Here is a 17,544-nt window from a genome sequence, read left to right as displayed (position 1 = left end):
TAATAGATATCTTAAATGCTCTTATAATATGAGCATTGCATCTCCGTAGGAGTAGAATTTATATTCATTCTTAATGGCTTCCTCATAAGCATGCATCAGGAAATCCTTACCTGCAAAGGCTGCAATCATCATCAGTAATGTAGATTTCGGTGTGTGGAAATTGGTAATCATGGCATTAGCAACTCCAAACTCGTGCGGTGGAAAGATGAATTTATTGGTCCACCCCTGATAAGGCCCGATCCTTTTGTTTGAGGAAACAGAAGTTTCCAGTGCACGCATTGTGGTGGTACCTACGGCGCAAACCCTTCTGCCCTCTTCTACTGCTTTGTTAATGATATCTGCATTAAGCTGGTCAATGATGGCCTCCTCAGATTCCATTTTGTGCTTGCTTAAATCCTCCACCTCAATCGGGTTAAAAGTTCCGAGTCCCACATGCAGAGTTACTTCGGCAAAATCAATACCCTTGATTTCCAGTCTTTTCATCAGATGTTTAGAAAAGTGCAGACCTGCTGTCGGCGCAGCTACAGCACCTTCATGCTTTGCATAAATTGTTTGGTAACGCTCAGCATCTTCGGGCTGCACTTCCCTTTTAATGTATTTTGGAAGCGGAGTTTCGCCAAGTTCTTTCAGTTTAGCGCGGAATTCTTCGTAAGAACCGTCATATAAAAACCTAAGGGTTCTGCCTCTGGAGGTTGTATTGTCAATAACTTCAGCCACCAAAGCTTCATCTTCAGTAAAGAAAAGTTTGTTACCTATTCTTATCTTTCTCGCCGGATCCACAAGAACGTCCCAAACACGTGTTTCCTTATCAAGTTCCCTAAGCAGGAAAACCTCAATCTTTGCTCCTGTTTTTTCCTTATTACCATACAGCCGGGCCGGGAAAACTTTAGTATTGTTAAAGATGAACAGATCTTTTTCATCAAAATAATCTACCACATCCTTAAACAGTTTGTGCTCAATAGTCTGGTCCTTACGGTTAAGAACCATAAGTTTGGCTTCGTCACGGTGTTCTGCAGGATGTTCAGCCAGAAGTTCTTCCGGCAGGTGGAAATTAAAGTCTGATGTCTTCATAAAATTTACGGATTTTATTTAAAAATTTAATCCGCAAAGATACGGCGTAAAATACCGAAAGTCAAATAAAAGAGCAAAGGGCTGTAAGCCAGCTGCTTGAGCTTACAAATTGTCTATTTTTGGAACTTGGGGTATTATGAAAAATATACTGACTGGAGTCTCCTTAACGATCCGGGATTTTGTAGAATAGTCACCTTTGGGTTGGGTGCCTTCATAACTTATGATTCGGTAGCAGCAGGGCAAACCCGCCAGTTTATCAATCAGTGACTGCTCTACGGCAGCCGTTACCGAGGGATTGTCTACAGATGTGGCCAAATTGGTATACAGTGCTTTTTCAAGTTTTATCCTGAATATATACTCAGGCTTACTGTCTCTTTCTTTACGGAAAACCTTTATTTCATATTCCAGCGGTGCTGTTTCCGAAACAACTGTCGTCTTTACAACATTGTTTTTGACCTCTGCGTGCGTACGTGCAGAGGATTCATACCGGTACGAATTGGAGTATACCGGCACAAGAGAATTTTCTTTGCTGTACACATTGAAGTAGTGGAGCAAACCAGTTTCAGGTTCATATATTGAGGTTAAATATTTGTAACCGTTTCTTTGCAGTTTAACAAAATTACCTGATTGGGAATTTACCAGCCAAAGGGATTGTGAAGACTCCCGGTTGCGGCCTATGCTGTGTTCTGTGCTCACTTCCTGAAGAAGATCAAAGGAAATTTGCTGTGCCGGAGAAAATGCGGACAGCCAAACAAGGGAGCTAATGACTAATTTTCTCACGAGCAGGATAGTAAAGTTTTAAATGAAAAATTAAACATATTTCTTGATAAGGGCCCAGGCTTCCAACTTTTTTTCGAAGCCAATGGTATGCAATGGACTTGTGGAGGGAAGTACAAAGATAGGAAGATCATAATCTTTGCCCACCATCTTTAAAAGGTTTTTATGCGCTTTCTGTCCATTACAGAACACCGCTTTAATATTAGGAAACTCATTTAACAATGCGAGGATATCATTACTTTCCTCATTACGGATCTGTGTATCAAGGCTGCCTTTCCGTTCGCAGGTTTCGATCACGTCCCACAGCGCAATTTTATTATCTGTCAAAAAATCAATCTTTTGCGCATAATTTAACGTAAATTCGCCGCCGAATAAATGAAAGACAATTTTCCAAAAGTGATTCTGCGCATGCGCGTAATACTCCTGTTCTTTAAGTGACCGGACTCCAGGAACCGATCCCAGGATGAGGATTTCCGAACTTTCTGAAATAATTGGCGGAAACGAGGCTATTCTAAGGTTCATGAATCGGTTTTTAAGTCAGTTTGCAATGCCGGAATTAGGTTGGAATAATAAATGTAAGAGTAAATCTATTAAAAATAACAATTATGAGAAAGTTGACCCTAATGTTCACAGTAATGAGCTTGTTCCTTTTGTCCAGTTGCCGGGACATTATTAATTCCGTTCTGGATGCCATCCCTCCGTTTGATGCGCCCTTTTCGGCAACAGTTACTGTTCCTTTTGCCGCGGTAAGCAGTACCAACTACACCACTACCCCACCCATTGACATGAATATTGATCTGGACCAGAAAATAAAGGAAATTTCACCAAGCCAGTCCATCAACAATATTAAATCGGTAAAGATGAACACGCTGGAGATGCTCTATGTAAGTTCACAGGCGGGTGCAAAGCTGGATGCCATCAAAAATGCAAGAATCTATCTCAGAGCACCCAACCAACCGGACGTGCTTATAGCTACTGCTTATAACAATACGAACCCGGATGTTATCACATTTACAGTAGTGGATCAGGAACTGCTACCCTACTTTCAGACAACCCAAAACTCCCTGATCGTTGAGATCATGGCCAGTGCACCCACTATAGACTTCATTACCCTTACCATGAACTCAAGTTTTAAGGCTAAGGTTCAGCTGTAGAATTGAAGAATTGAACAGGTAGGGTATATTAACAAAGGTCGTTTCTGAAGTTGCGGCAGCGACCTATTTTTGTTTTGACACAACAGAAATTACATTCCCATGAGTTTTTTTACTCTTTTAGTTTTGGGTAAAGTCACCGTGAAGTTGATTCTCTTTGCCTTGTTAAATTTGTGAAAGGTAGATCCTGGCATATAACGTATGACATACTCACTCACCATATATTTCTTTGCAGGATTAAGCTTTGCACGCAATTGGGTAACGATATGCGGTTCCACATGCGGGGCTCCGTCGATAATGAAAAGATTCAGCAAGTCATCTTCACTTTCCGTCAGTTTAAGGGTTAAGTGATATCTTTTGGTTGAAGTCAGATGCATCTTTACATCATAAACCATTGGCTTTTCTGCCTCGATGGTGAACCCTGCTTGGGGACGGTATTTCTCTTTGTAGCGTTCCGTGCGCATATACTCCAGGCGAAATCCAGTATGCAAATAAAGCGGCTCCATTACAACCTTGAAATAGTGTCTTAGTTTGCGCGGTCCATCCTGAATTATGGCTGTCAGTTGGTTACCCTGAATTCTGTCGAACATAAATTGTATGTCCGGATTTTTAGAGTTTACCGGTCTTTCCCGAAATTTAAGCGTGAAATTTGAATCCCGGTACACCTGATAGGTTTCGCTGTTCAGATGATTTTGTTCGGTGGTAATCAGATAATCAAATGTGTATTGCTGTGCGAAAATGGCGACCGAACCAAAAACTCCCGCTGCAATTAGTGATCTTTTGATAATTCCTGTCATTATTATATTTGTAGTTTGCCGATCAACTATAAATGAAGGCGCTATTGCCCATTAAAGTGTTTCCTTCAGCCATTCAAAGAATTCCCGCTGCCACACCAATGCATTATGAGGGTTCAGCACCCAGTGGTTTTCATTGGGGAAGTATACGAATTTGCTTTTCAGGCCGTGGAGCTTTGCAGCCTGGAAGGCCTGCTGTCCCTGTTCATATCCTACACGGTAATCCAAACCTCCCTGAATGATCATAATTGGCCTGTTCCACCTGTCCACGAAGTTAGAGGGATTGAAGTCGGTATAAGCCTTCGGCAAAGGTTTGTCGGTAGGTTTTCCCAGATCCCAGTTGGCAAAGAAAAGTTCCTCGGTTGTGCCGTACCAGGATTTCATATCAAACAGACCGTCGTGTGCAATGAAAGTCTTGAAACGGTCCTGATGCATTCCGGCCAGCATAAATACACTGTAACCTCCGTAACTGGCACCAACTGCGCCCACACGGTTTTCATCAACATAAGGCAAACTGTTGGCATAGTCGGTAGCCGCCAGATAGTCCTGCATTACCTGCCCACCCCAGTCTTTGGAAATCTGTTCGTTCCACTGCGTTCCCCATCCGGGCATCCCGCGGCGGTTAGGAGCCACCACTATGTAGCCGTTAGCCGCCATGAGGGCGAAATTCCAGCGTGTGCTGAAATACTGAGTAAGTGCAGACTGCGGTCCACCCTGACAGTACAGCAGTGTAGGGTATTTTTTATTAGCGTCAAAATTCGGCGGGTAGTGTATCCATACTCCCATGTCTTTGCCATCGGTTGTTTTAACCATATGTAGCTCAGACTTGCCCGGCGTAATCTTAGCATAATTTTCCTTATTGACATCAGTTACCTGTTCCATAGCACCCGATTTCAGGTCAACAGAAAAAAGATCAGCATTGTGATTAATGTCCACTTTGGAAACCAATAGGGAATTTTTACTCTGTGCGTAGATACTGTTTACATCGTGGTTACCTTTGGTAATTTGCTGAATTTGGGAGGTCTTCGGATTCAGCGAAAATAATTGCCGTGTACCGCGGTAAGCAGTGGTAAATTAGATGGTCCTGGAATCTTTAGACCAGAAGACCTCGCCCACTACACTCTCATCCCAGGCCTGGGTAAGATTGGTTGTCTTTCCACTCTTCCAGTCCATTACCTTAATGTTATTCTTGTCTGCCTCGTAGCCGTCCCTTGCCATGGAAAGCCAGGAAAGTGATTTGCCGTCGGGCGAAAACTTAGGAGCCACATCATATCCTTTATTGCCATCAGTCAGGTTTCTTGTTACTCCCGTAGCCAGATCGTACGCAAAAATATCTGTATTCGTAGACTGAGCATATTCAGCACCGCTTAAAGGTTTGGTCACATAAAGCAGCTGAGATGAGTCCGGGCTCCATATAAAATCTTCAGCACCCCCAAACGGGCGCTGCGGAGAATCCCAGGGCTTGCCTTCCAGCAAATCCTTCGCCTGATCCTGACTTTGGGAAACATCTGCCACAAATACATGATTGTACCTGCCCTCGCTGAAGTAATCCCAGTGACGGTGATTCAGGTCAGTGTAGATATGAGCTGTAGTTTTAGGAACATCAGAATATTTGTCTTTTCCAAGTACTTTTTCCACCAAAACTTCACGGCTGAAAGCTATTTTCTTTCCGTCCGGTGAAATCACAACATTGTCGGCATTGGCAAGCGTATAAAAATCAGCCCAAGTTTTGCCGGCGTCTCTGGACAGGTAAATCTTATCACCCTCCTGCGCGTAAAGACCGTTCTTATCCCACTGTATAAGGCTTTTCTTACCTAAATCCACCGCGGTAGCCTCACGGTTACTGATGTTGAGGAAATAATTGGTTTTATTGTTTTTTTCGGTCTTCAGATCGGTTTTTCCAACACTGTATATCAGCGACGAATGGTCTGGAGAGACGGCAGTTACACCTATTTTGTTAAGCGTCCACAAAATCTCCGGAGTCATTACTTGCTGCGCATTCATAAGAAAAGGGGCGGCTAAAGCCAGCACGGTATGTTTCAGTTTCATATTTCTGATTTGAAAAAGGGTAAATTTATTAATTAAATCCCGAATTTAAAATTTAGTCTGTATCACAGAGAACTGTATTGCTGCAAAAATGAAAAACCACTAAGTATTGGCGGCAATTTAATGGGGGGTCAATGAGCAGATTTTGTTATTTTTGGAAAAACAGAATATTAAAGAATGGCCAACCAGTTTAATCCGAGAGACATCACGTGGCTTGCCTTTAATGAGCGGGTCCTTCAGGAAGCGATGGATCCACAGGTGCCCCTGCATCTGCGTATCCGGTTTATCGGCATATTTTCAAACAATCTTGATGAGTTTTTCCGGGTTCGCGTAGCCGGACTTAAACGGGCTATGGATTTTAAGCAAAAATTCATCACCGAATCCTTCTACCAGCCTCCCAGTAAAATTCTTCAGAAAATAAATGAAATTGTCATCCAGCAGCAGCTGGCTTTCGACAAAACCTGGAAGAAAATCCAGGCTGAAATGGAGGAACAGAAGGTATTTATACGGACACCCAATAAACTGACGCCCGTACAGGAAAAGTTTGTCCGGGAATATTTTGATGAGGTTGTGGAGAGTAATGTAATCCCACTGTTGCTTCACGAAAACACGCCTATGCCCTATATGCGCGACAAATCGCTTTATCTGGGCATCGCCATGAGGCGGAAGGAATGGCAGTATGAATGTAAATTCGCGATGATTGAGGTTCCTTCCCGCGTGTTGGGCAGGTTTGTCCTTTTGCCGGGTGATGATGAGAAAAACGTAATGCTGCTGGAGGATGTTATTACCTTCAACCTGCCGCATATTTTCTCCTATTTCGGCTATGATGATTTTGAGGCGCATTGTTTTAAGGTAACCAAGGATGCAGAATTTGACCTGGACAATGATATCCGCACGACCCTGGCAGAAAAGATTGAGAAGGGAATAAAGGCACGGCGGAAAGGAAAACCTACGCGCTTCAGTTTCGACCGGAATATGGATAAGGCGCTCCTTGAATTTTTGATCAGAAAACTGAATCTCACCAAAAAGGACAGCATCATTCCCGGAGGCAAAATCCATAATTTCAAGCATTTCATGGATTTCCCGGATGTGTTTGCTGCCTATAGGAAGCCCGAAGAAAGAACCTCCTTTGATCACCCTCAGCTGAAGGACAGCCGTGTTACGGATGTTATCCTAAATACCGACGTGCTGCTCACCTTTCCCTATCACAGTTATACGCCGGTAATTGACCTTCTGCGTGAGTCCGCAATGGATCCGCATGTAAAATCCATACAGATTACGGCCTACCGGCTGGCCAGCAGCTCAAAGATCATTAATGCCCTAATTAACGCGGTCCGAAACGGAAAGGAGGTAACCGTAATGCTTGAGTTGCGGGCCAGGTTTGATGAAGAATCCAACCTGAAGTGGAAGGAACTGCTGGAACAGGAAGGGGTAAACGTGCTGTTAGGCATCCCTGACAGGAAAGTGCATGCGAAACTGTGCATCATCAAGAAAAGGTATCAGGGTAAAACATTGCAGTACGGATTTATAAGTACGGGCAACTTTAACGAAAAAACAGCCAGGATTTATGGTGATCATTTGCTGATGACTTCAGACCGTGCGGTTATGGCCGACATGAACAAAGTATTTAATGTATTGCGTAAACCAAAAGAAGATTACCTGCCGGCGCTCCAAACCTGCAAAAAACTCCTGCTGTGCCCAGTATTTATGCGTGAAAAAATTGAGGAGCATATAGACCGGGAAATTGAGGAAGCCAAAGCAGGACGCAAAGCAGAAATGGTCATTAAATCCAATTCGCTCAGTGACCGGGGACTGATACAGAAACTTTATGATGCAGCCAGAGCAGGTGTCAATGTGAGGCTCATTATACGCGGAATTTACTGCGCCGTAAATCAGAAAGACTTTAAAAAGAAAATCCAGGCAATAAGTATTGTGGATGAGTATCTGGAACACGCCCGGGTCATGTATTTTTACAACAAGGGCGCCGAGGACACCTATATATCCTCGGCCGACTGGATGACGCGGAATCTGGATTACCGAATTGAAGCCGCCGTAAAGATTACCCAAAAAAACCTGAAAAAAGAAATTAAAGACCTTTTGGATATTCAGCTTAGCGATAATGTGAAAGCCAGGATTCTGGACAAGAACCTGCGGAATGAATATGTAAAGAAAGAAGGAGCCGAAATCCGTTCTCAGCTTGAAATTTACCGCTACCTGAAGCAGAAAGGAAATAAAATTTAAGAAAAAAAACGATGAGAATAGCCGCAATAGATATTGGCAGTAACGCCGCACGCCTGCTGATAAACGAAGTGCACGAAAATTCTGCCGGCCATGCAGAATTTACCAAACTGAACCTGCTGCGCATCCCACTCCGTTTGGGAATGGACGTATTTGCCAAAGGCGTAATAGGTCCGGAGCGCGAAAAGATGGTGGTGGACAGCATGAGGGTCTTCGGGGACCTGATGAAGATTTATAAGGTAGAACATTACCGCGCCTGCGCAACCAGTGCCATGCGCGATGCCAAAAACGGCCGGCAGATCATAGCTGAGGTGCGGGAGGATTCCGGAATTGACATCGAAATTATCAGTGGGGATGAAGAAGCCGCCCTGGTATACGAAAACCATGTAGCAGAAGGTCTTGCGGAAGATTCGGCCTATCTGTATATTGATGTGGGTGGAGGCTCTACTGAACTTACCTTTTACGAAAAAGGCAAGATGAGGTATAAAAAATCCTTCAATATAGGTACCATACGTTTGCTGAATGGGCTGGTTACTGATGACCACTGGAAAGAGATGAAAGAGGAAATCCGCAGAAACATCAACTCAAAAGATCCGGTAGTGGCTATCGGTTCAGGAGGCAACATCAATAAAATTTTCTCCATGAGCAAAACCAAGGAGGGCAAGCCCATGAGCACCTCCTACCTCAGGAAATACTATAAAGAGCTGAGTGAACTCACAGTTGCAGAACGGATGACGAAGTTCGGGATGCGTGAAGACCGTGCCGACGTGATTGTTCCGGCTCTGGAAATCTTTAACCATATTATGCAGTGGTCGGAAATCTCAAAGATTTTTGTGCCTAAGATTTCGGTGGCCGACGGACTGATACACAGTATCTATAACCGTATCCAGGCTGAAGGCAAGGAACAGAAGCGCTAAGAGAACCCATTAATTTACCTAATTAAGTAAACATTTAATCATCAAATATGAAAAATCTAACATTTACCGGAATAATAGTTATTGCTGTCCTCGGACTGATCTTTCTGGGAGTCATGCTGTACGGGTACCCCACCTATCGGGTTTGGTCGCAGGAAATGGAGGGTAAAGCCGAATTTGCTAAAGCTGAGCAGAACCGGCGGATCAAGATTGAAGAAGCCAAAGCTAACCTTGAAGCTGAAAAACTTAATGCTATGGCTGAGGTGGAGCGTGCCAAAGGAGCAGCTGCGGCAATCAAAATTGAGAACGGTGCACTGTCTGAAAAATACATACAGTACCTGTGGGTAAGGCAGCAGAACAATCTGAACGATAAAACGGTGATCTACATCCCCACCGAAACTAACCTACCTATTTTGGAAGCGGGCCGTGCGCCGGCAAAGGCGTTACCTAAAGTTTCAGAGTAAGATAGGAGTAGGGATTTTTGCGTTTTCAGGAGGCCGAATTTTACAGTGGGTTGTGTCATTCCGCAGGAATCTCTGGCAGTTTGCTCTTTGTTCTTTCTTCAAGTATCTCTTAACCACAAAGAGCACAAAAGTTTTTACACCAAGGACACAAAGAGTTGGGGGTCTATGTATGAAGAGAGATATCTTTGTTCTTTCTTCATGCATCTTAACCACAAAGAGCACAAAGCCTAACACAAAGGGCACAAAGGGTTATTACATATATGCCATACCGGAAAGAGAAGCACCGCCTCTGTCTCCGCAGGAATCTCAGGCAGTTTGCAATTATTCAGTCGTAATGAAATCTACATTTGGCAATTAAAATGTCATCATCCTGATACTTATATATCAGTCTGTGCTCCTCATCAATTCTGCGGGACCAAAATCCGGAATACTTATGTTTTAGGGGTTCGGGTTTACCAATACCTTCAAAAGGATTTCGGGAGATGTCCTTCAGCAAATCATTGATGCGCTTTAATTTCTTTTTGTCCGTCTTCTGCCAATATAAATAATCCTCGCAGGATTCATCGACAAATATATATTTCATACTATTCTTCGGTCAAATCTTTGGAAAAGGAGTTTCCACTTTTTAGCTTTTCAATGGCAGCATCTAACCTCAATTCATTTCTCCGCGAAGACAGTTCATAATTAGTTGCCATTAGGGAATTATATTCATCCAGTGACATGACAACTATTGCAGAATCTTTACCGCGGTTAATAATTAGGGTCTCGAAATTTTTCGCAACTCTGTCCAAATAAGACTTTATGTCTTTCCGGAAATCTGAAACACTGGCAATGAGCATATATTTAAATTTGTACAAATATACGTACAATTTCTCATTAGAAGAATTGACATTTAAAACTCATTCTGCTATAGCTTTCCTCAGGTTAATGGCAGAGAAAGCACGGGTAAAGTTCTTACAATTACCTTTATCAGCGGACAGGCCGGTTTATTATTGCAGTACAGATGATTAAGCGAAATGCGAACCATCTTAAAGCACCGTTCCCGGCTCTACTTCATAAGGTTCCCGGCCCTGTTCGAAGATGCGGGTATGCTCGGTGCCTTCAGTTGTGATGCGGTCGCCAATGCGGCGGATCCAGTTGCCCTCGCGGAGACCTACGACTTTCAGGTCGTTTTGGGTCAGGAACTCAAGGATTCGGGTTTCGCGGGTTTCGCCGTTGTGCTTAAGGTCAGGGCTTGGATCCAGGAAGTGCGGATTTATATTGAACGGTACCAGTCCCATACAGCTGAAGCTGGGCGGGTAAACAATGGGCATATCATTGGTGGTTTTCATGTTGATGCCGCCGATATTACTGCCGGCGCTGGAACCCAGATAAGGTTTGCCGCCTTCTACATTCTCCTTCAGGAAATGCATCAGGTTTTCTTCGTGCAGAGTCTTAACCAAAAGAAAGGTGTTGCCGCCGCCGGTAAAATAGCCCTTGGCCAGGTTGATGGCTTCAGCTTTATCTTCAAACTCGTGGAGTCCGCGGACTTTTATGTTCAGTTTGGCGAAGAATTCTGCGGCTTTGGCGGTATAGTCTTCGTGCGAGATCCCGCCCGGGCGCGCAAAAGGAATGAAGAGAATCTCATCGATTCCCTGAAAGAGCTGTTCTATTTCGGTTTTGATGTATTCCAGGTAATTGCCGCCGTAAAGCGTAGAGGTTGAGGCAAGGAGAATGTTCATTTGGTGAGTGGTTTGTTGGTGATTGGTGGTTGGTGATTGGTGACTGGAGGTTGAGTATTTGAGGATTTGAGGGTTTGGGATGTTGGCTTTCAATGTAGGTTGATGTCTTCTGCTTATGGAGCAAGGCTTATGGCTTACAGCTTACAGCATATAGCTTATAGCTTATAGCTTACTACCGACAGCTACTCCCGCAAATTTACCGAAATTATTTGGCTGGTGCACCCCGCAGCGTGGAAAGAATTACGGCACCCACTCCCAGCCCGGATTGCAGCGGAAATCCTTTTATGCCAGGCCCTGGAGGCGGGAAAAGATTGCAGCGGAAAGCCGGACGGTCAGTCCACAGAAATCCCAATCTTGTTGCTCCTGATAAATTGGATTATCTTTGCCGAAATCAAATTTAAAGTAATGAAATTTTTTATTGACACAGCCAACCTGGACCAGATTCGCGAAGCCCAAAACCTTGGAATCCTGGACGGGGTAACCACCAATCCTACCCTGATGGCCAAGGAAGGTATTGCCGGAACCAATGCCATTATGCAGCACTACCGCACGATTTGCGATATTGTAGACGGCGACATTTCTGCCGAGGTCCTGAGCACGACGTATGAAGAAATGATAAAGGAGGGCGACGAGCTGGCGGCCATACACCCCAACATCGTGGTGAAGATCCCAATGATTAAGGACGGTGTGCGTGCGCTGAAATATTTCTCCGACAAAGGCATCAAGACCAACTGCACGCTGATATTTTCCTCCGGACAGGCGCTGCTGGCTGCTAAGGCCGGTGCGACGTACGTTTCGCCTTTCCTGGGAAGACTGGATGATATTTCCACTGACGGCCTGGCGCTGATAGACGAAATACGCACGATTTATGACAACTACGGCTACGAAACCCAAATCCTGGCTGCCTCCATTCGCCATTCCATGCACATTATTAACTGTGCAAAGATTGGTGCCGATGTAATTACTTCGCCACTTGGCCCGATACTGAGCCTGTTAAGCCACCCGCTAACCGACAAAGGTCTGGCGCAGTTTGTGGAGGACAGTAAGAAAATGGCGTAATGCTTTTTATAAAATTTGAAATTCCCGGAACGTGAAGTTTCGGGATTTTTTTTAGGGCTTACAGATTGTACATATCTGCACTGAAAAATTAAATCCGGGTAATCAGCGAGATCTGCGGGATTAATAACGCTCAGTGAAAATCTGTGAAATCAGTGTGAAATTTCCGCGCACAGATTACACAGATCTGCACAGATAAAATTAAATCTGCGTACTCCCCCAAATCTGCGGGCTTTAAAAAATTCTGTGAAAATCTTTTAAATTAGTGTGAAATTTCCGCGCACAGATTACACAGATCTGCACAGAATAATTACATCTGCAGGCTGAAAAAAAAGAACGTAATGACCGTATTTAAATCATAAAATCCCGGAAGTGTCCCGGGATATATTGTTATTTTGTAATAAGTTCAAAGCGGTAAAGATATTTTCGTATACCGTCAGTTACGTATTCTTGTTTAATTTCCTTGATATTTGTGTCGTTCAGAAAGGTCTCTGCATCTGCAGCACTGTCGGTTCTCTTCATCACTTTGTCGCGTGGTACCTTTTTGCCGTCCATATAAAATGTGGTATGGTCCGAATTAAGCGGTAATACAATATCTCTCCTGTTAATTTTATCTTCATTTAAGAGTTCACCATTCAGGTTAAATGTGTAGTTGCTCAGCGCATTGGTGCGGAAAAAGTTCATAAAAAAACTGGAAGAACCGGCAGATTCACTCACAATCTTTTCAATTTTAGAAGCCTCTTCTTTAAGATCTGCTGTTTCTTCCGCTGTCAACGGCTGAAGATTATAATTTCTACCGGGAAAATAGTTGTCTTTATATTTTGAAGACTTCACTAAGTCCTTAATCCTGGCGTCCATCTCTGCCTTTTTTCTTGCTGTATTTTGCGCCTGTTCGTTTCTTTCTTTTTCAGCTTTGTCGAAAAAATTCTTTAATTCACCGTTATTCCGTTTTATAATAGAAGCAGTTGACTTCGGCACAGGGTTTAGTGTTGTATCTTCTTTTGGCATGTTAAGGTATCTGCCAATGATAGCTAAAGTTTTTTTCGTTTCTTCATCTGCACCTTCCTTAAAAACCGAAAACGCTGCAGTCTTTCCAGATTCAAATATTTTAGAAAATGTCTGGTTTGTAGATCCAAAAGAATACTTTTTATCATTTCTGTTAGCTAGATAAAATTTTATAAAATCTTCGCGAAGAACTTCTTTTCCATTAACTATGAACAGATTTTCGTCCGTCGCGCGAAACAGGTTTAAAGCCATTGGATCATATGACTTTACAGTTTTGCTTTGCTTTTGACTGCTTTTGACTGTATCCGCCTTGACTCCCTGAACATCAGTTACGGACGTGCCGGATACTGCCTCTTCTGATATTTCTGTTTTTTCCATTACTGCGACTGCTTCCCGCTCATCAATAATCTTGAGGATGTCCGCATTGAGTTCCGCAATCTCGATGTTTTTTGTATTGACAGCATAGGCAAAAGCCATTGTAAATACCAGCGGCAATGCTAAAATTCTGTGTAGGTATCCGAATTTAGTTTTGGGTTTCTGTAACATTTTTAATCGTTTTTTAAGGTTAGAACTTAGGAAGGGATTGATAACTGGACTACTATTACCGGAAAAATGACTTGCAAGCAGCATCTGTACAAAGGCTTTTGTATCCAGATTTTTTACCGCCTTATTATCTGCCAGGTATTCGTGAATAAGATAGATTTCCTTTTTAATCAGCCAGAAGACCGGATTAAACCACAGAACGGAGCATACTATTTCCATAAACAGTTTGTCACTGCTGTGTTTCTGCTCTATATGCACCATTTCATGTTTAAGGATTTGCTTTCCCAGATCTGAATTCAGCAAGATGCTGTTCTTCCAGAACAGTGATTTGAAAAATGAAAACGGGGCGTCTTCCAGATCGGTATGATAAAATGAAATTCCCCGCAGTTCCTCCTTAGGAAATCTGCGCCTGAAGCTCCTGATTTTAAAAATCCCAACTGCTAATTTACTCAGCAGAAAAACGCCAACTGCGCCGGCTGAGAGCAAACTGATACTGAAATAAATCGGGTCGTTCCCTTTGGAGAATGAGCTTTCAGAATAATGCAAGCTGCTCAGCAATAAGTAGATATTGCTATTCACCTCCAGAGTGAAATACGAGATTTTAAGAAGTGGAAGCAGGAGACTTACCATTACAGCAGCCAGCAGATAGAAGCGGTTGTAATGGTGAAAGGTACGGTTTTTAAGGGCCAGATGATAGTAGGCGAACAGCACTGCCGAGCACAGGATCATCTTACTAATGTAAATCAATACAGTTTCCATCAGTCGTTTTGTTTCAGTTCATTCAGGAGCATTTCCAAATCTTCAACAGTGATCTCGTTTTTTTCCACCAAAAAAGAAACTGCATTCGTATAAGAACCCTGAAAGTAGCTTTTTACAAAACTTTTTATGGATTTACCGCTATACTGCTCCTTGGACACCAGCGGAAAGTATTTATGCTGCCTGCCTAAGACTTTATAGTCTACAAAGGACTTGTCTTTCAAAACCTTTAAAATAGTTGATACGGTATTGGAATGTGGCTTGGGTTTGGGATACTGATCAAGAATATCCTTGAGAAAGCCCTCACCAATTTTCCAGAGGTAATGCATTGTTTGCTCCTCGGCTTTAGTAAGTTGGTATTTCATATAACGATTTATATAGTGATACAAATGTATACGAATAATCTTTATGTACAACTATTTTTATAGTTAAATAAAAATATTTTAAGTGAACGAAGCTTTGGTAAAAGCATTGAGGGATTCTTAGAGACCGTCAGATGACGAATCTACGCAAAATAATAAGCCCAGCGTAATCCAGAAATCTGCGGGTTTAAAAAATCTGTGAAATCTGCGAGAGATTTTGCGCACTGATTACACAGATCTGCACAGAATTATTACATCTACAGGTTGTACAAGACGTAATGACCATCCTTAAATCATTAAATCCCGATACATAATGTTTCGGGATTTTATTGATATTAATTTTAAGAGTAAGAAGTGGGAGATGCAAAGGTTTATGAAAAGACTCTATTCAGTAGCTGTCCATAATGCAGATAATTTCCTAGGTATTAAATTTCGAACACCCTTGTATACAATTAAAAAAGATTCTGAATTAGATGTCCAGTTATTATTCATGTTCATCAAATAAAAGAAACCTTCATGGATAAAACGTTCAATTATGGCAAGGTTTTAAATCTCGAAACTGTCGATTTTTAACAGAATTTTGTTTTCGTTTAGATGTTAAAGAGTGCTGGGCGAAAGAGTCTTATAAAATGGCAGTTCAGTTTAAGAAATATAAAAAATAGCTATTTCCCAATACATAATTTATAAACACTAACAGTCAATGTATTATGAACAATAGATACAAACTAGATACAGTAAGTAGCACAAGTAGGAAAATACTACCACAACCATCTGAGAAGTTTATTTTTAAAGGTGTAAAGATCTGATGAGGATTAATCCTAGTAAAGAAATTTGGATCAATCTCAAAAGTTGTGTGTAGATTAAAATAAGTTTTCGATTTTTGCAGTAAACTTTTACTACATTGGATAAGGTTTTATACCAGTTGGATAAAGAAAACAATAGCGGACATAAAATCAAAACATAAATTCAGCATCATATTTCAGATGCAGTGTTCCATTTTGAAAAAATATCGGATAAGATGAATGAATTAGAAAGACTTTATACAGGAAGAAAGGATAAGAACAACAACAAGATTTTTGTAGGCGACATCGTGCGGGTAACTTACGGCAATGCAGATTCAAACTTTTCTGAAAATGAACTGGTAATTTATAAGGACGGTAAATTTCTGCTTGATCATGAGGATGGACAATCCACTTTCGATTCACCACACTTTTCCTTAGAAGTAATTGGAACCCTGAAAGACAATCCTGAACTCTACAACGCCGGTTTCCGAATCTAATTTGACAGTTCATCAGAATCATTATAATTTAAACAGATAGTCAGATATAATTGTTTATCCGATGAATAGAGATTATAATAAAAAACAAAAGTTAAAAGGATTTACGTATCAAAAAGAGAACCCGTGAATACGGCAGAAATAAGAATGGCAGTGAATGCTCAGTCACTGAATATATTTAATTTTACGCAAAACAAAGGTGATATGTGTTACTACGTTGATTCAAGCCTGACAAAAGCTGAAATAAAGAAAATTTATAATATAGGTTTTGAAGGAACCGATTACGTTTCAGAAAAATTCCTCAACGGTTTCGGGCACTCGTTGCTTCAGGTAATACTGGATGATAATTCAGAGACTGCTACCTCCGCGAACTGGGGACTGATACCGTTTTGGTCAAAGGACAGGAACATACAGAAACAGACGCTCAATGCTAAGATTGAGACAATAGCGGAGAAGCCGTCATTCCGTGAAAGTATCAACAGACGGTGCTTGGTTTTGGTGAAAGGATTCTACGAATGGAAATGGTTGGATGATAAAGGGAAACAGAAGCATAAGCACTATTTAAAACTGCCGGATCAGGATATAATGGCGCTCGGTGGAATTTACAGCAGGTGGCACGATAAACTGACGGGTCAGGAACTTACCACATTTTCAATAGTGACTACTCAGGCAAATGAACTGATGGCGCAGATACATAACACCAAACACCGCATGCCGGTGATACTGCCGGGTAGGATGCAGCAGGAGTGGTTAGGGGAGAGAGATATCCAGGATTTTGCATTTCCCAACCATGAAGCCGAACTTATCGCACTAAATCTTGATGAACCTTTAGAACCGACAACACTTTTCTGAAACCACCGCCCACCACAGCAAGTAGCATAATGAACATTCAGTATGCGCGCTGCCTACTACAATATCATTATCCATTCCTATTCTAACTAAACAGAAAGAGTTAAATTATTTTTTGTTAAATTAGCACCGTGAAAACTTTTTCCTTTTTTCTTTCCTTATTCTTCATGGTACTCACGATGGTACCATGCAGCGATGCTGCGAAAGGTTTAGGCGAAAAAGTTTGTTTGGCAGAAAACGTTCATTTAGAGCAAGGTCAGGATCAGCATGCTGATCTTTGTACGCCTTTCTGCGTTTGCAACTGTTGTGGAATGTCAATGACTGTCATGCTGCTGAAAAAATTACTCCCTGAGAAGATTGCTCTTTTAATTAAAGACACTCTTCCTGAAAAGAATTACAACTACGCAGTCCTCCATACTGTCGGTATCTGGCAACCTCCCAAAATAGGTTAATTCTCTTTCCTTCGGTTTGCTTCCGTAGGACATTACGACTATCTGATAGTCGCTCATTTTCGTAGACAA

Annotated in this window: 17 protein-coding genes and 1 pseudogene; 8 read left to right on the top strand and 10 right to left on the bottom strand. The window is 42.1% G+C overall.

The window, feature by feature from the left end:
- Positions 1-21: 21 nt before the first annotated feature.
- The 3 genes from queA to F7R58_RS05660 form a co-directional block, all read right to left on the bottom strand.
- Positions 22-1,071 (bottom strand): tRNA preQ1(34) S-adenosylmethionine ribosyltransferase-isomerase QueA, encoded by a 1,050-nt coding sequence (gene queA, locus F7R58_RS05670; protein WP_158063972.1) that lies wholly within the window; start codon positions 1,069-1,071, stop codon positions 22-24.
- Positions 1,072-1,173: 102 nt separating this feature from the next.
- The gene (locus F7R58_RS05665; protein ID WP_158063971.1) at positions 1,174-1,851 is read right to left on the bottom strand and encodes a hypothetical protein; all 678 of its coding nucleotides are present in this window, start codon (positions 1,849-1,851) and stop codon (positions 1,174-1,176) included.
- 30 nt (positions 1,852-1,881) lie between these two features.
- Positions 1,882-2,370: a DNA-deoxyinosine glycosylase gene (locus F7R58_RS05660; RefSeq protein ID WP_158063970.1), complete on the bottom strand. Its 489-nt coding sequence runs from the start codon at positions 2,368-2,370 to the stop codon at positions 1,882-1,884.
- Between the two features lie 83 nt (positions 2,371-2,453).
- Between F7R58_RS05660 and F7R58_RS05655 the strand changes: the two genes are divergently transcribed.
- Complete coding sequence (locus F7R58_RS05655) at positions 2,454-3,002, top strand: hypothetical protein (RefSeq protein WP_158063969.1); 549 nt, start codon at positions 2,454-2,456, stop codon at positions 3,000-3,002.
- An 89-nt stretch (positions 3,003-3,091) separates the two neighbouring features.
- Here F7R58_RS05655 and F7R58_RS05650 read toward each other — a convergent pair whose 3' ends face one another.
- A complete protein-coding gene (locus tag F7R58_RS05650; protein WP_158063968.1) occupies positions 3,092-3,796 on the bottom strand; it encodes a hypothetical protein in 705 nt (234 codons plus the stop codon).
- Between the two features lie 51 nt (positions 3,797-3,847).
- A pseudogene (locus tag F7R58_RS05645) lies at positions 3,848-5,842 on the bottom strand (prolyl oligopeptidase family serine peptidase).
- Between the two features lie 174 nt (positions 5,843-6,016).
- Here F7R58_RS05645 and ppk1 point away from each other — a divergent pair.
- From ppk1 to F7R58_RS05630, 3 genes are read left to right on the top strand one after another with little or no spacing between them, the layout of a single operon-like run.
- Positions 6,017-8,080: a polyphosphate kinase 1 gene (ppk1, locus tag F7R58_RS05640; RefSeq protein ID WP_158063967.1), complete on the top strand. Its 2,064-nt coding sequence runs from the start codon at positions 6,017-6,019 to the stop codon at positions 8,078-8,080.
- Between the two features lie 11 nt (positions 8,081-8,091).
- Positions 8,092-8,994, top strand: coding sequence for an exopolyphosphatase (locus F7R58_RS05635; RefSeq protein ID WP_158063966.1), 903 nt, complete (start codon positions 8,092-8,094; stop codon positions 8,992-8,994).
- A 47-nt stretch (positions 8,995-9,041) separates the two neighbouring features.
- Positions 9,042-9,455, top strand: a complete 414-nt coding sequence (locus tag F7R58_RS05630; RefSeq protein WP_158063965.1) for a hypothetical protein — start codon at positions 9,042-9,044, stop codon at positions 9,453-9,455.
- 325 nt (positions 9,456-9,780) lie between these two features.
- On the opposite strand, the gene F7R58_RS05625 is transcribed toward F7R58_RS05630, so the two are convergent.
- The 3 genes from F7R58_RS05625 to pepE form a co-directional block, all read right to left on the bottom strand.
- Positions 9,781-10,038 carry a Txe/YoeB family addiction module toxin gene (locus F7R58_RS05625; RefSeq protein WP_158063964.1) on the bottom strand — a complete coding sequence of 86 codons (258 nt, stop codon included), beginning with the start codon at positions 10,036-10,038 and terminating at the stop codon, positions 9,781-9,783.
- Position 10,039: 1 nt separating this feature from the next.
- On the bottom strand, positions 10,040-10,294 hold the full coding sequence (locus F7R58_RS05620) for a type II toxin-antitoxin system Phd/YefM family antitoxin (RefSeq protein ID WP_158063963.1): 255 nt from the start codon (positions 10,292-10,294) through the stop codon (positions 10,040-10,042).
- A gap of 189 nt (positions 10,295-10,483) precedes the next feature.
- A complete protein-coding gene (pepE, locus tag F7R58_RS05615) occupies positions 10,484-11,176 on the bottom strand; it encodes a dipeptidase PepE (protein ID WP_158063962.1) in 693 nt (230 codons plus the stop codon).
- A 405-nt stretch (positions 11,177-11,581) separates the two neighbouring features.
- Between pepE and fsa the strand changes: the two genes are divergently transcribed.
- Positions 11,582-12,235 (top strand): fructose-6-phosphate aldolase, encoded by a 654-nt coding sequence (fsa, locus tag F7R58_RS05610; protein WP_158063961.1) that lies wholly within the window; start codon positions 11,582-11,584, stop codon positions 12,233-12,235.
- 387 nt (positions 12,236-12,622) lie between these two features.
- Here fsa and F7R58_RS05605 read toward each other — a convergent pair whose 3' ends face one another.
- Both F7R58_RS05605 and F7R58_RS05600 read right to left on the bottom strand, forming a co-directional pair.
- Positions 12,623-14,539, bottom strand: coding sequence for a M56 family metallopeptidase (locus F7R58_RS05605; RefSeq protein ID WP_158063960.1), 1,917 nt, complete (start codon positions 14,537-14,539; stop codon positions 12,623-12,625).
- Positions 14,539-14,901, bottom strand: a complete 363-nt coding sequence (locus tag F7R58_RS05600) for a BlaI/MecI/CopY family transcriptional regulator (protein WP_158063959.1) — start codon at positions 14,899-14,901, stop codon at positions 14,539-14,541. The genes F7R58_RS05605 and F7R58_RS05600 overlap by 1 nt, the downstream gene beginning before the upstream one ends.
- Before the next feature lie 1,015 nt (positions 14,902-15,916).
- Here F7R58_RS05600 and F7R58_RS05595 point away from each other — a divergent pair.
- From F7R58_RS05595 to F7R58_RS05585, 3 genes are all read left to right on the top strand, one after another.
- Entirely contained in the window at positions 15,917-16,177 is a 261-nt protein-coding gene (locus tag F7R58_RS05595; RefSeq protein WP_158063958.1) for a YopX family protein, read from the top strand.
- A gap of 201 nt (positions 16,178-16,378) precedes the next feature.
- On the top strand, positions 16,379-17,026 hold the full coding sequence (locus tag F7R58_RS05590; RefSeq protein ID WP_187695270.1) for an SOS response-associated peptidase: 648 nt from the start codon (positions 16,379-16,381) through the stop codon (positions 17,024-17,026).
- Positions 17,027-17,154: 128 nt separating this feature from the next.
- Positions 17,155-17,475 (top strand): DUF6660 family protein, encoded by a 321-nt coding sequence (locus F7R58_RS05585; RefSeq protein ID WP_158063956.1) that lies wholly within the window; start codon positions 17,155-17,157, stop codon positions 17,473-17,475.
- Positions 17,476-17,544 lie beyond the last annotated feature (69 nt).

The sequence above is a fragment of the Chryseobacterium sp. genome, from assembly GCF_008831505.1.
GTDB lineage: Bacteria > Bacteroidota > Bacteroidia > Flavobacteriales > Weeksellaceae > Marnyiella.
The sequence above is the reverse complement of the archived record's forward strand: the minus strand, read 5'-3'. Positions and strand labels throughout refer to the sequence as shown.

Excerpts from the sequence above, each read along its gene's own strand:
- queA (WP_158063972.1), bottom strand. The coding sequence starts at position 1,071 with ATGAAGACATCAGACTTTAATTTCCACCTGCCGGAAGAACTTCTGGCT.
- F7R58_RS05660 (WP_158063970.1), bottom strand. The coding sequence starts at position 2,370 with ATGAACCTTAGAATAGCCTCGTTTCCGCCAATTATTTCAGAAAGTTCG.
- F7R58_RS05655 (WP_158063969.1), top strand. The coding sequence starts at position 2,454 with ATGAGAAAGTTGACCCTAATGTTCACAGTAATGAGCTTGTTCCTTTTG.
- F7R58_RS05650 (WP_158063968.1), bottom strand. The coding sequence starts at position 3,796 with ATGACAGGAATTATCAAAAGATCACTAATTGCAGCGGGAGTTTTTGGT.
- ppk1 (WP_158063967.1), top strand. The coding sequence starts at position 6,017 with ATGGCCAACCAGTTTAATCCGAGAGACATCACGTGGCTTGCCTTTAAT.
- F7R58_RS05635 (WP_158063966.1), top strand. The coding sequence starts at position 8,092 with ATGAGAATAGCCGCAATAGATATTGGCAGTAACGCCGCACGCCTGCTG.
- F7R58_RS05630 (WP_158063965.1), top strand. The coding sequence starts at position 9,042 with ATGAAAAATCTAACATTTACCGGAATAATAGTTATTGCTGTCCTCGGA.
- F7R58_RS05625 (WP_158063964.1), bottom strand. The coding sequence starts at position 10,038 with ATGAAATATATATTTGTCGATGAATCCTGCGAGGATTATTTATATTGG.
- F7R58_RS05620 (WP_158063963.1), bottom strand. The coding sequence starts at position 10,294 with ATGCTCATTGCCAGTGTTTCAGATTTCCGGAAAGACATAAAGTCTTAT.
- pepE (WP_158063962.1), bottom strand. The coding sequence starts at position 11,176 with ATGAACATTCTCCTTGCCTCAACCTCTACGCTTTACGGCGGCAATTAC.
- fsa (WP_158063961.1), top strand. The coding sequence starts at position 11,582 with ATGAAATTTTTTATTGACACAGCCAACCTGGACCAGATTCGCGAAGCC.
- F7R58_RS05605 (WP_158063960.1), bottom strand. The coding sequence starts at position 14,539 with ATGGAAACTGTATTGATTTACATTAGTAAGATGATCCTGTGCTCGGCA.
- F7R58_RS05600 (WP_158063959.1), bottom strand. The coding sequence starts at position 14,901 with ATGAAATACCAACTTACTAAAGCCGAGGAGCAAACAATGCATTACCTC.
- F7R58_RS05595 (WP_158063958.1), top strand. The coding sequence starts at position 15,917 with ATGAATGAATTAGAAAGACTTTATACAGGAAGAAAGGATAAGAACAAC.
- F7R58_RS05590 (WP_187695270.1), top strand. The coding sequence starts at position 16,379 with ATGTGTTACTACGTTGATTCAAGCCTGACAAAAGCTGAAATAAAGAAA.